A 13,512-nucleotide genomic window follows, 5' to 3' on the forward strand; every position below is an offset into this window, starting at 1 on the left:
CGGGGCCGGGGCGAGCTACCTCGTGCGGGCCGGCGCGAATCAGCTTCCCGCCGTGGGCCCCTCCGCGGCGAACAGATCGGTGGTCCGGGGGCGGCGCACCGGATTCCGCTTCGGCAGGTGCGGGATCACCTTGTGGTAGGACCGGCTCGCCAGGAAGATGATCGGGCCGCTGAGGGTGCCGGACAGGCGGGTGTAGGGCCAGATGGCGATGAGCAGCATGATGATCAGGCCGCGGATCTGGTAGGGGGCCGGGGCGGCCGCCATGTAGTCGGGCTGGGGGTGCATGGTGAGCAGGGACGGGAACCAGAGGAAGAGGGTGCCGGCGGCGCGGTAGCCGCCGAGGTAGGCGTCCGAGCCGAATTGGACCATCAGGCCCGAGATGAGGGCGATGGCCAGGATGGGGACGGTGAGGCGGTCGATCGGGGAGACCAGTTGGGGCTGGGTGCCCGCGATCATGTGTGGCACCGCCAGCAGCACCGCGCCGGTGATCGCCAGGGCCATGCCCAGGAGTTCGCACACCGCCACGGACATGTGGGAGGCGCCGTAGGGCTGGGCCCGGAGCGTCGGGAACAGCATGACGACGACCCTGGCGATGATGACGACCAGGACGCCCGCGCGGAACAGCGAGGCGCCGGTGCGGTCGATGCGCAGCGCGCCGGGCGCGAGCCGGTCGGACCCGAATCGGTCACGCCGATACCGCCAGATGTGGCCTGCCACGAAGAGCGCGAAGGCGCTGTAAGGCAGGACTACCCACAGAAAATATTTCATGGGGTTCTTTCCGTATGCGGACGACGAATCAAAGAATTTCAGACCGGGTTCGGATTGACAAGACAACCTCGGAGGTTGCGCAGACGTAGCACGCGCGTCAGCGCCCGCCGAAGCCGGCCTGCGCGATGCCGCGGACGAACGCTCGCTGGGCGATCGCGTAGACCAGCAACAACGGTGTGAGGGCCAGTACGGCCGCCGCCATCAGCAGCGGCCATGCGGTGTGGTATTGGCCCTGGAGTTGCACCAGTCCCAGAGTGGCCGTGGCGAGTTCGGTACGCTGGATCATCACCAGCGGCCACAGGAAGTCGTTCCAGACGGTGATCCAGGTGAGCACCGCGAGGACCGTGACGGCCGGGCGGGCGTGCGGCAGCAGTACCCGCCAGTAGATCTGCCAGGTGGTGCAGCCGTCGAGGATGGCGGCCTCCTCCAATTCGGCCGGGAGCGTGCGGAAGAACTGGCGCATCAGGTAGGTGCCGAACGCCGAGCCGAACAGGCCGGGCACGATCATCGCCCACGGGGTGTCCACCCAGCCGAGGCTGCGCATCAGCACGAACTGCGGGATCACCGTGACCGTCAGCGGCACCATGAGGGTGGCCAGATAGGCCACGAACAGGGCCTCACGACCGGGAAACCGCAAGCGGGCGAAGGCATATCCGGCCAGCGAACAGAACAGCACCTGCCCGATGGTGACGGCCGCGGCGTACCCGGCGGTGTTCAGCAGCATCCGGCCCAGCGGCAGCGCGGTGAACACCGCCCCGTAGTTGGACCACTGCGGGTGCGCCGGAATCGGATTCGGATCACTCACCGCGCCTTCGGTTTTCAGCGAGGCCGCCAGCGCCCACAGGATCGGGGCGACCGCGCACCACGCGATCACCACCAGCACCGCGTACAGCAGGCTGCCGTGCACCAGGCGGCGCAACAGTTCCCGGCGCGCCCGCCCCGCGATCACAGCTGCTCCTCGCCCCGGCGCGACAGCCACAGCTGCACCAGGGTGAGCCCCAGCAGCAGCGCGAACATCACCCACGCCAGGGCGGCCGCGTAGCCGATCTCGTAGAAGCCGAAAGCGTTCTGGAACAACATGATGCCGAGCACATAGGTGCCCGTCTCGGGTCCGCCGTTGCCGTCGGTGAGCGCGTACACCTGATCGAACGCCTGCACGGCGTTGATCACGGTGATCACCAGCACGAACGACAGCGCGCCACGGATCAGCGGCACGGTGATCGAGCGGAACCGCCGCCACGCGCCCGCGCCGTCGATCCGCGCCGCCTCGTACAGGTTTCCGGGTATGCCCTGCATCGCCGCCAGCAGCACGACGGTGGCGAACGGCACGCTCCGCCACACCGTCACGATGCTCAGCGCGGCCAGCGCCGCGCCCGGATCGCTCAGCCACGCAACGGGTTCCAGGCCGACCAGCCGCAGCAGCAGATTCACCGCGCCCTCGTCGGTGGCGAACAGGAACCGCCACACCACCGCCATCGCCACGGTGGAGGCGACCAGCGGCAGGAACGCCAGCGTCCGGAACAGTCCGATCCCCGGCAGCGCCCGGTTCAGCGCGGCGGCGACCAGCAGGCTGATCACCACCGTGGGCCCCAGGGTCAGCGCGGTGAATTCGGCGGTGTTGCGCAGCGCCACATAGAAAAGCGGATCACCGAACAGCTGCCGGTAGTTGCCGAGTCCGGTGAATCGCATGGGCCGGAACAGGTCCCACGAATGGAAACTCAGATACAGCGAGAAGCCCAGCGGGAACAGCAGGAACACCGCCACCGAGCCCAGGTTCGGGGCGACGAACAGCATTCCGGCGCGGGCGCGGCGGCGTCGCAGTGCCGACGGCCGGGTGCGGGCGGGTGCCTCGTCGACCCTGGCGGCCGGTGGCGGGCCGGCCCCGACCGGCAACCGGGTCGGGACGAATTCGACCGCGCGACCGCCGATCTCGGCCGATCCGCGCCGTGACCCGATCACGTCCGGGCTCCGAGCAGTGCGTCGATGTCCGGTGCGACCGCCGCCAGCGACTGCGCGCTCGCCGCCCCGCGCAGCACCCGGTTGCAGTGCCGGGCCAGCAGCGCGTCGACCTTCCCCCACACCGGGGTGATCACCAGTGGCCGGGAATGTTCCGGTCCGTCGGCGAACACCCGCAGATTGCCGATTCCGCGGTGCGCGTTCGCGAAACCCGCGGAGCCCATGGCGGATCGCAGCACCGGCACGAACAGCCCGGACTCCGCGACCAGCGCCTGTCCCTCCGGCCCGGTCGCGAATTTCACGAATTCCCAGGCGGCGTCGCGATGCGGACTGTCGGCGGCGATGGCCAGGCCGGTGCACCCGACGTCGGTGACGGCGCCGGGGCCACCGCGCGGGCCGACCGGCAGCACGGTGACATCGAAGTCCAGATCGGCGCGCCCGGCGAACTCCGAGTACAGCCAGTGCCCGCCGAGCAGCATGGCCGCCCGCCCGCGGGCGAACAGATCCGGCGCCGACATCGCCTGCCGGTCCGCGACATTCGGTGCCACCCGGTGCCGCACCGCGAGATCCGCGTAGAACTGCATGCCCGCCGCGAACCCCGGGTCGTCGAGGTTGACGTGCACCGGCCGCACGGCGGGGGTGAACCAGGCTGTGCCGTTGTTCATTCCGAAGCAGGCGGCGGAATAGTAGGGCACCCAGCCGTCCGCGAAACCCCATTGCCGGACCCGGCCGTCGCCGTCGCGGCGGGTCGTCGCCTGTGCGGCGGCGAGGAATTCGTCGTGACCCCAGGCGGCATCCCATCGCGCCGGCGGCCGAATCCCGGCCGCGGCCAGCAGTTTCCGGTTGTAGTACAGGAAGACCCCGGACCACTGTTCCGGCAGCGCGTACTGTCCGCCGCGATAGGCGAAGGTGTCGTAGAGCGTCGAATAGGATTCCGCGCGAAGGTTGTTCGCGTATTCCGGTTCCCGGTCCAGCAGGGTGTTCAGGTCCAGCAGCACCCCGCGCTCGGCCAGGCCCGCGTACAGCAGCTCCCAGGCCATCAGCACGTCCGGGCAGCGACCGCCGGCGCAGTAGGTCAGCATCTGCTGCATCGGGTCCGGGCCGGACAGGATCGTCCGGATGCGGATGTCCGGGTGCCGCGCGGCGAAGGCTGCGACCACCCGCAGCCGCGCCCGAGCCTCCTCGGGCCGGGCCTGGAAGAAGAAGGTGAGCGCGTCGTCGCCGGTGCTGCCGCACCCGGCCCCGAAGGTGGCCAGCGGTGCGGCCAGCGCCGACCGGAGCAGCGTGCGGCGGTGCAGTCGCAGCGCCAACGCACCTCCTTCCGCCGGATCCGATCGCACGAGACGAGACATGCACACACAGGATTCCGGCGCGCGCCCCGGGAATCAGGTCCGCAGCTTACGGACCACCCCACCGCCGTCCTCGGCGACACGCGGGCCCGGGAACCGGAGGGGGATTCCGCGCCGCGCACACCCATCGTCGATGTCGGACCCCTATGACACTATTCGTGGCATGCGCCACAACACAGCTGCCGGGACCCCCGGGAGCTGCACTTTTCGGGCGGCCCACGGCTCGCGATCAGCGGGTTCCGGCCACCTCGCCCGGGTAGCCGGACCACGCCCGGGGGCAATGTTCAGACTTTCTTAAGTCGGACTATTCGGTTTCCGGGTTCCGTTACTGTGTGACCGATTTCCGCACGACCGGCACGACCACAGGAGAGTTGCTCGCGATGGCGACCGTCGAATACCTCCGCACCGACCCCGACCTACCTCCGGTCGGAGTCGTGGACCGCACCCCACTCACCCCGGCGAAGAAGGGCATCTTCCTCGTCATCGCCGTCCTCGGCGCCGCGGCCTGGGCGGTGCTCGCCATCGCTCGCGGTGAGAACGTCAACGCGGTCTGGATCGTGCTGGCCGCGGTCTGCACGTACATCGTTGCGTACCAGTTCTATTCGCGGCTGATCGAATGGAAGATCACCAAACCCGACGACCGCACCGCCACTCCGGCCGAGGAGTTGGAGAACGGCAAGGACTACATGCCGATGGACCGCAGGGTCCTGTTCGGCCACCATTTCGCCGCCATCGCCGGCGCCGGACCGCTGGTCGGTCCCGTCCTGGCCGCGCAGATGGGATATCTGCCGGGCACGCTCTGGATCGTCGTCGGCGTGGTCCTGGCCGGCGCGGTGCAGGACTACCTGGTGTTGTGGGCCTCGGTGAAACGCCGCGGCCGCAGCCTCGGCCAGATGGCCCGCGACGAACTCGGCGTGGTCGGCGGTGTCGCCGCGCTCATCGCCGTGCTGGTCATCATGGTGATCCTGCTGGCCGTGCTGGGCATCGTGGTGGTGCAGGCGCTGGCGGCCACCGCCGGCCCCGACGGCACGCTGCACGGCGGCAGCCCGTGGGGCGTGTTCTCGATCGCGATGACCATTCCGCTGGCCATCCTGATGGGCCTCTATCTGCGCTTCGTGCGGCCGGGCAAGGTCGGCGAGATCTCGATCGCCGGTTTCGTGCTCCTGCTGCTGATCATCGTCTCCGGCCGCTGGGTCGGCGATTCCGGTTGGGGCCGTGACCTGTTCACCATGTCCGGCACCACCATCGCCTGGCTGCTGATCGTCTACGGCTTCATCGCCTCGGTGCTGCCGGTGTGGCTGCTGCTGGCCCCGCGCGACTACCTGTCGACCTTCATGAAGATCGGCACCATCGTGCTGCTCGCGGTCAGCGTGGTGCTCACCGCGCCGGTGCTGCACGCACCCGCGATCTCGCAGTTCGCCGGCAACTCCAACGGTCCCGCGTTCGCGGGCAGCCTGTTCCCGTTCCTGTTCATCACCATCGCCTGCGGCGCGCTGTCCGGATTCCACTCGCTGGTCTCCTCGGGCACCACGCCGAAGCTGCTCCAGAAGCAGGCGCAGGCACGCATGATCGGCTACGGCGGCATGCTGATGGAGTCGTTCGTCGCGGTGATGGCGATCATCGCGGCCTCGATCCTCGACCAGCATCTCTACTTCGCGATCAACACCGGCGGGCTGACCACCGCGCAGGCGGCCGCCGACAAGGTGAACACACTGGGCCTCAGCGGCAATCCGATCAGCGCGGCCGAACTGAACCAGGCCGCCAAGGATGTCGGCGAGACGGCCATCTATTCGCGCACCGGCGGCGCGCCGACGCTCGCGGTCGGCATGTCGGAGGTGATGCAACGTTTGATCGGCGGCAGCGGGCTGAAGTCGTTCTGGTACCACTTCGCGATCATGTTCGAGGCGCTGTTCATCCTCACCACCATCGACGCCGGCACCCGCGTGGCCCGGTTCATGTTGTCGGACACCCTCGGCAATCTGGGCGGACCGCTGCGGCGGTTCAAGGATCCGTCGTGGCGGCCGGGCGCCTGGCTGTGCGCGGCGATCGTGGTCGCGGGCTGGGGCTCGGTGCTGCTGATGGGCGTCACCGATCCGCTGGGCGGCATCTACACGCTGTATCCGCTGTTCGGCATCTCCAACCAATTGCTGGCCGCGGTCGCGCTGATGGTCGTGCTGGTGATCGTGGTGAAGAAGGGCCTGCTGAAGTGGGCGTGGATTCCGGCGCTGCCGCTGGCGTGGGATCTGATCGTCACGATGACCGCGTCCTGGCAGAAGATCTTCTCCGGCGACCCGAAACTCGGCTACTGGCGCCTGCACTACGACACCGTCGCCAAGCGTGACGCCTTCGTCGCCGCTCGCGACGCGCACCAACTTCCCAAGGGCGTCGCCAATCCCGCCGCTCTGGACAAGCAGATCTCCGATTTCGGCAAGATCATCCGCAACACCTATATCCAGGGCACGCTGTCGATCGTCTTCGCACTGCTGGTGCTGGTGGTCGCGATCGTCGGGGTCGTCGTCTGCGTCCGCGCCATCCGCCAGGGTGGCGGCAGCACCACCGAGACGCCGGAGGTGCCGTCGAAGATCTTCGGCCCCACCGGTTTCGTCAGCACCAAGGCCGAGCGGGAAGTGCAACAGGAATGGGACGAGCTGGCCCGCGCCGGCAAGGTCCGGATACCGGGGGCGGCCCACGCTCTCGCCGCGGACTGAGTTCCGTGACAGTGCGACACACGCGGCCCGACGCGCTCGGCGGTCCCCTCCGGATTGTCGCGCGCGCGGGCCGCGCGCTCGTCTGGTACCTGAATGCGATCCTCGGGGGGCAGGACTACTCTCGCTACGTCGAGCATCTGCGGCGCAACCATCCGGATTGCCCGATACCCAGCGAACGCGAGTATTGGCGGGAGCGGCATGACGCGGCCGATCGCAATCCGACCAACCGCTGCTGCTGATTACCGCGCACTCCACCAGGTCAGCCAGCATATCCACAGCTATTTCTTTGATAGCGAGACCGAATTATATTTAAACGGTCGGAGCGGGGCCAGATGACCGATTACCGCTAGCGCGCGGGCGCAGAGACTGACATGGTGGACTGCGTGAGTGCGAACGGTCTGGACTTCGAGCGCTGTTACCGTGCTGTAGCGACCCGTGACGCCCGTTTCGACGGGCAGTTCGTCACGGCGGTGCGCACGACCGGAATCTACTGTCGGCCATCCTGTCCTGCTATCACTCCGAAACGCTCGAACGTCACCTTCCTACCCACGGCGGCCGCCGCCCAGCAGAGTGGGTTCCGGGCGTGCCGCCGTTGCCTCCCCGATGCCGCCCCCGGTTCCCCGCTGTGGAACACCCGCGCCGACCTCGCGGCGCGGGCGATGCGACTGATCGCCGACGGCGTGATCGAGCGCGGCGGCGTCCCCGCCCTCGCCGACTCCCTCGGCTATTCGCAACGGCAGCTGACCCGGGTGCTGTCCGCCGAACTCGGCGCCGGGCCGCTGGCCCTCGCCCGCGCCCACCGCGCGCACACCGCCCGGCTGCTGATTCAGACCACCCGGATGCCGATGTCCGACATCGCCTTCGCGGCCGGCTTCGCCAGCATCCGGCAGTTCAACGACACCGTGCGCGAGGTGTTCGCCGTCAGCCCGACCACTCTGCGGGAGGAGTCGCGGCGACTACGCGGCGACGCCATCCCGAACGGCAACGGTCCCACCGTGAACGGCCTGCTGACGCTGCGGCTGCCGTATCGGGAGCCGATGGACCGCTCGTGGCTGGAATGGTTCCTGTCCGCGCACGCGGTGCCGGGCCTGGAACAGTGGGAGGACGGCACCTACACCCGCGCACTGCGCACCCCGCACGGTTATGCCTCGATCCGCTTGCAGGTCCTGCCCGGTCACGTCCGCGCGGGCCTCACCCTGCACGACATGCGCGATCTGGCGCCGACCGTCGCCCGGTTGCGGCATCTGCTCGACCTGGACGCCGACCCGGTCGGCATCGACGAGTCGCTCGACGCCGGAAATCGCCGCGGCCGCATGCCCTTCAGCCCCGGCATCCGGGTACCCGGCTGCCTGGACGGCTCGGAGTTGTTGCTGCGCACCATGATCGGCCAGCAGATCTCGGTTTCGGCGGCGACCACCCACACCGCGCGACTGGTGGAAACCCTCGGCGACCCCATCCCCGGCCCGATGCCCTACCTGTTCCCCACTGCCGAAACCGTCGCCGAGCGCGGCGCCGACGTGCTCACCGGCCCGCTGCGCCGCACCGCCTCCATCATCAACGCCGCCCGCGCCCTCGCCTCCGGCGACCTGGTCCTGCACGCCGGCCGCACCGCCGCCGACATCCGCCGCGACCTGCTGGCCCTGGACGGCGTCGGTCCCTGGACCGCCGACTACGTGACGATGCGCCTGCTCGCCGACCCCGACATCCTGTTGCACACCGACCTGGTGGTCCGCCGCGGCGCGGCCCTGTTCGGCATCGACCTGTCCGACACCGGCCGCTGGGCGCCCTGGCGTTCCTACCTGTCCATGCACATGTGGAAACGCGCCCTCGCCGAACGCGCCGCCCCCGCCCGCCTCCCCAGCCCCCCGATGATGAACCGAGGCATGCCACTCGCCGCCCGCCGCTGAACCCGCCGGAGTTCACACCACCGGCGCACCCCGGCGGCCCGAACCTGGCACTCCGCGTCGGCCCCGGGTCGACATCCCCGGACAGCGACCGCACCTCCGCCGATCTGGCGAAAGCCCCTGCGCGGCAGACCGGCCGACCACGCGGGCACCGCGCTGGACGGTGGCAGCGCAACAGCGGTCGGCGTACGTCCGACGCGGCCGCATCGCCCGGCGACCGGTGCCGAGCACGCTTGTCGCGGCGGAAGCCGATCCAGCGCATCATGATCCGCACGTCCGGGCAGACGGCATCCCGCGAGCCGCAACCATCGGCTCGGATCGAATATCCCGTCAGGCGACCGTGGTGTGCAGATACGATCCGGTCGGCGTGCGTTCCACGTGCAGGCGGCTGGGGATGCGCTGGCGCATCTCATCGACGTGGCTGACGATGCCGACCACCCGTCCGCCGGAACGCAATTCGTCCAGTACGCCCATGACGGCGTCGAGCGTGTCCGCGTCGAGGCTGCCGAAGCCCTCGTCGATGAACAGGGTGTCCAGCACCAGGCCACCGGATTCCGCGGCCACCACGTCGGCGAGGCCGAGTGCCAATGCCAGTGACGCCATGAAGGTTTCGCCGCCGGAGAGGGTCTTCGCCGGGCGGATCGCGCCGGTGTAGTCGTCGCGGATGTCCAGCCCCAGGCCACCGCGCCTGCCGTGCGAACCGGCGGCGTCGGTGTGCACGAATTCGTAACGGCCGCCGGACATTCGGCGCAGCCGGACCGAGCCGGCGAGCGCCACCTCCTCGAGCCGCGCGGCCAGCACGTAGGAGCGCAGCGACATGCGCCGGTTGTTCTCGCCGCGCCCGGCCACGACCTCGGCCAGCCCGGCGAGTTCGTCGTACGCGCGCTGCATGGGTGCGATGCGATCCACCGCCGCCCACAGTTGGCCGCCCAGTTCCTCCAGCAGGGTGACGCGCCGATTCGCCTCCGCGTGCGCGGCGACCGCGCCGTCCAGTTCCACCCGCGACCGGGCGACGAGGTTCTCCGCCGCGATGAGATCACCGGGTTCGGTCGCGGCGGCGGCCTCGATGTCCGGCTCCGCCAGTACCGCCTCCGCGTAGGCGAGGGTCCGGTCCGCGGCGGCCAGTTCGTCATCAATCGCGCTCTGCCGCTGCGGAGTCCGGGTGGCGGCGTCGACGACTCCCGCGTAGCCGCTCAGCACGGTGTAGTCCGGTTCGCGCGCGCCCTCGGCCACCACCGTGCCCGGTCCGGTGATCAGTCCGGATGCCCGCCCGAGCTGCTCGACCCGGCGCGCGGTGGTCAGCAGTTGCTCCGTCGCGCCCGTTGCCTCGGTGCGGGCCCCGCGCAACTCACCGGCCTCGCGGACCAGCCTCTCCAATCGGGCGCGGCGCCGCTCGACGGTACCGTCGGCCCCCGCCGCCACCCGCAGCCGCTCCGTGAGCTCGGCCAGGCGGCGATCCGCGGCCGCGATGCCCGCGGCGACCGCGGTCACCTGCCCCTCCAACTCCCGCAGCTCGTCCTGCAAGCGGGTCTCCTCGCTGCGCAGCCGGGCCAGCGCGACGGTCAGATCGTCGGTGCGGGCCGCCGCGATCCGGGCCGTGTCGTGCCGCTCGGTGGCGACCGTCAGCGCGGTGGCCAGCTCGGCCCGGTCGACGTCACCGCCCCGCGCCACCAGCCCCTCGATCTGCCGCTCCAGTTCGGTGCTGCGCGCCAGGGCGCGGTCCCGCGCCGCCTCGGCAGCCCGCTCGGCCGTTACGGCCCGCTCCTCGTCCGCCTTGGTCGCCGAGGCTGCCGCGACACTCGCCGGAGCCGGGTGCTCGACGGAACCGCATACCGCACAGGGCATCCCGTCGGCGAGCGCACCCGCCAGCTCCGCCGCCATCCCGGCCAGCCGCCGCTCCCGCACATCGAGCGTCCGCTCCCGGGCATCGGCGTGCACCACCCGCGCCGCATCGAACTCGGCCCGCGCGGTCTCCGATTCCGCACGCCGCGTGACCAATTCGACCGCCGCCCGAGCGGCGATCCGCAACCGGTCGCTCTCCGCCACCAGACCCGGCAGTGCCGCCAACGCGTCCGAGGACTCCCGCAACTGCGTCTCCGCCGTCCGGATCGCCTCCGGCAACTGCGCCTGCCGCAACCCCGACCGCTCCAGCCGCACCCTCAATTTCTTCTGCTCACCACGTAATTCGCCGAGCTCACCCTTCAACCGCTCAGCCGACTCCGCATCCGCCCGCACCTCGTCCAAGGCCCCGATCTGCGCCGACCACCGGGCAATGGCCACCTCCAGCCGGGACACTCGCACGGACTCCCCTGCTACGACCCCGAACTCGTTGGCCCCCAATTCGATACGCTGATCCGTCGGCGACGCTCCAGCCTCGGACCGCTCGCCGCCGGACGCACTGCCTCCAGGCCGCTCGCCGCCGGACGCACTGCCTCCAGGCTGCTCGCCTTCGGCCACCCCGGCAACATCGGTCGAGAGCTCCTCGGCAGAACCACCGGCCGTTGCCTCGGCACCCGCCGCCCCACCGACTGCTGCCCCAGCCGCGGACCCGCCACTTCCGGACGAACCGGCGCCGCCTCCCGCAGGCCCGCCGACCACGGAATCCATTGCGAACAAGCCAGGTTCGTCGTCCGGAGGTGCCCATACGAGCGTCTGTTCGTCGATTCGACGCGGGCGGTCGTCAGCGCTGCGCCGAGTGTTCCGGCGGCTGCGTGTCGCTTTCTTCGGTTCCGGCGGGTCGTCCGGCTGCGGAGCAGCAGCGGACTGCGCGGGGCTTGCGCTCGCGGCGTCATCGGCTGCGACAGAGAATAATTCGAGCTCGACCACTCCCGACCGGCCGACAACTGATTCCTCGATCTGCGGCCGTGATCGCTCGCCGTTGTTCGCAAGTGTGGCTTCGGAGGACGCGGCGCTCTTGCGGCCGACTTTCCCACGCGCCGGACCACGAGCCCGCTTTGCGCCGGTGCCGCCGTCCGCCGACACTCCGGTCAGCGGCGCGCGGCCTGCGTGCGCCGCCCCATCATCGGGTGTGTCAGCAGCGGTCGCCTCCGACCGCATTTCGACAGTGCGACCGGATCCGGTCGGGCGGGCATCAGCATCAGCATCAGCATCAGCATCAGCATCAGCATCAGCATCAGCATCAGCATCAGCATCAGCATCAGCATCAGCATCGAGCACTGTGCCGGTGGGGTCGGACCCCACACCAACGGTGTCGTTCGTGCTCCGGTCCGATCCGTTCGCAGTCGTATCGCGCACCGCAGGCGGAACTTTCGGAACACCCTTGCTTTCCCGAGCGTGCGCCTCGCCGGACGCATCCGCCGAGCCGGCAGCGGACGAGGACTCGACAACATCCGGATCAGCCGCGAGTTCGACGTGCCCGTCACTGTTCGTCTCGTCCGCCCCTGCTCGGGTCGGATCCACCGCAGCAGCGGCAGAATCGACAGCGGCAATCGAACTTTCCGGAGCGTGATCCGCAAGTCGGGGCCGAGGATCCGGCTCGGCGACCGCGCCGCACGAATCCGGGTTCCCTCGGGCAGCCTCCGGATACTCGTCGATTCGCGCGGAATGTGCTGCGCCGGCTGCGGATTCGACTGTGGTCAGGGCCGCGAGGTCTGCCGCGAGGCCGGTCCCCGCCAGCTCGTTTTCCACCAGATCGGCAGCGGCCCAAGGAGTTCCGGACAATTCAGCGGCGACCGGGTCGAGCAGGTGGGTGGCGAGGGTTTCGGCGCGGGAGCGGGATTCGTCGGTGCGGCGGCGGAGGGTCACGGCGGCGGCGCGGGCATCGCCCAGAGCGGCGGCGACCGGTTCCGCGCGGCGAGCGCGATCCACTTCGTCGCGAAGGGCGGTGCGATGGGCGGTGCCGGTCCGGTGGTTCTCGAGCTGGGTGCGGGCGGCGGCGAGGCGGCGGTGCAGATCGTGCAGGCGGCGCTGTTCTTCGGCGGCGCGCTGGGCGCGGCTCGACTCGGTGCGGCAGTGTTCCCAGGCCGTGGTGGCGGTCGCGGCGGTGGTGCGAGCGGTGTCGAGCAGGCGTTGCGACCAGTCGACGGCCTCCAGCGGGGCAACGGTCTCGGTGGCACTCAGCCCGGCCGCGACGCCGACCTGGGCGACCAAGCGGTCGATGTGCTGCCGATGGGTCTCGACCTCGGCGGCGCTCTCGCGACGCCGGTTGGCCAGCCACTGTTCGGCGGTGCCGAAACGTTCGGTGTCGAACAGCTTTTCCAGCAGTCGTTCGCGATCCTCGTTGTCCGAGCGGAGGAATCGGGCGAAATCCCCCTGCGGCAACAGCACGACCTGGAAGAACTGGTCGGCGCTCATACCGAGCAGACGATTCACCTCGTCGCCGATGTCGGACAGCCGGGACAGGTGCTGACCACGGCCGTCGAGCCATTCCAGGGTGGCGGCGGCGTTCTCGTCGGTCCAGCCGGTGCCGCGTTTCTTGGGCCGCCGGAATTCCGGGGTGCGGATCAGCCGCAGGCGGCGGCCACCGAGCGTCGCCTCCAGCGACACCCGCGGCGGCGTGTGCGGGTCGGCATGGTCGGAGTGCAGCCGTTTGCTCTCGCCGCGCGCCCCGGGCACCCGGCCGTAGAGGGCGAACGCGATCGCGTCCAGCACCGTCGTCTTCCCGGCGCCGGTCTGCCCGTGCAGCAGGAACAGCCCGTCGGCCCCGAGCTCGTCGAAATCGACCACCGAGGTCTCGGCGAACGGGCCGAACGCCGTCATCTCCAACCGGTGCAGCCTCACGGGCGCTCACACACCACGTCGGGCACAGCGTCACCCATACGGCGGCACCCTGCGGGCAGGAGCGAAGCGCCCGCGCGCCGACGCTCT

At 70.1% G+C, this 13,512-nt stretch carries 8 protein-coding genes; 3 read left to right on the forward strand and 5 right to left on the reverse strand.

The window, feature by feature from the left end:
• Positions 1 to 39 precede the first annotated feature (39 nt).
• From LBW94_RS27315 to LBW94_RS27330, 4 genes are all read right to left on the reverse strand, one after another.
• Positions 40 to 768, reverse strand: coding sequence for a respiratory nitrate reductase subunit gamma (locus LBW94_RS27315; protein ID WP_225054931.1), 729 nt, complete (start codon positions 766 to 768; stop codon positions 40 to 42).
• 97 nt (positions 769 to 865) lie between these two features.
• Positions 866 to 1,717: a carbohydrate ABC transporter permease gene (locus tag LBW94_RS27320; RefSeq protein ID WP_225054933.1), complete on the reverse strand. Its 852-nt coding sequence runs from the start codon at positions 1,715 to 1,717 to the stop codon at positions 866 to 868.
• Positions 1,714 to 2,562, reverse strand: coding sequence for a carbohydrate ABC transporter permease (locus LBW94_RS27325; protein WP_225055115.1), 849 nt, complete (start codon positions 2,560 to 2,562; stop codon positions 1,714 to 1,716). Before LBW94_RS27325 ends, LBW94_RS27320 begins: the two co-directional genes overlap by 4 nt.
• A 161-nt stretch (positions 2,563 to 2,723) precedes the next feature.
• Complete coding sequence (locus LBW94_RS27330; RefSeq protein WP_416276957.1) at positions 2,724 to 4,076, reverse strand: ABC transporter substrate-binding protein; 1,353 nt, start codon at positions 4,074 to 4,076, stop codon at positions 2,724 to 2,726.
• 377 nt (positions 4,077 to 4,453) lie between these two features.
• Between LBW94_RS27330 and LBW94_RS27335 the strand changes: the two genes are divergently transcribed.
• The 3 genes from LBW94_RS27335 to LBW94_RS27345 all read left to right on the forward strand — a co-directional run bounded on the left by LBW94_RS27335 (position 4,454) and on the right by LBW94_RS27345 (position 8,688).
• Entirely contained in the window at positions 4,454 to 6,781 is a 2,328-nt protein-coding gene (locus tag LBW94_RS27335) for a carbon starvation CstA family protein (RefSeq protein WP_225055116.1), read from the forward strand.
• A 5-nt stretch (positions 6,782 to 6,786) separates the two neighbouring features.
• Complete coding sequence (locus LBW94_RS27340; protein WP_323137940.1) at positions 6,787 to 7,020, forward strand: YbdD/YjiX family protein; 234 nt, start codon at positions 6,787 to 6,789, stop codon at positions 7,018 to 7,020.
• Positions 7,021 to 7,152: 132 nt separating this feature from the next.
• Entirely contained in the window at positions 7,153 to 8,688 is a 1,536-nt protein-coding gene (locus LBW94_RS27345; protein ID WP_225054937.1) for an AlkA N-terminal domain-containing protein, read from the forward strand.
• A gap of 327 nt (positions 8,689 to 9,015) precedes the next feature.
• Here the strand turns inward: LBW94_RS27345 and LBW94_RS27350 are convergent, their stop codons facing one another.
• Positions 9,016 to 13,404: an AAA family ATPase gene (locus LBW94_RS27350; protein ID WP_416276958.1), complete on the reverse strand. Its 4,389-nt coding sequence runs from the start codon at positions 13,402 to 13,404 to the stop codon at positions 9,016 to 9,018.
• Positions 13,405 to 13,512 lie beyond the last annotated feature (108 nt).

This window comes from Nocardia sp. alder85J (assembly GCF_020176955.2).
Classification (GTDB): Bacteria; Actinomycetota; Actinomycetes; order Mycobacteriales; family Mycobacteriaceae; genus Nocardia.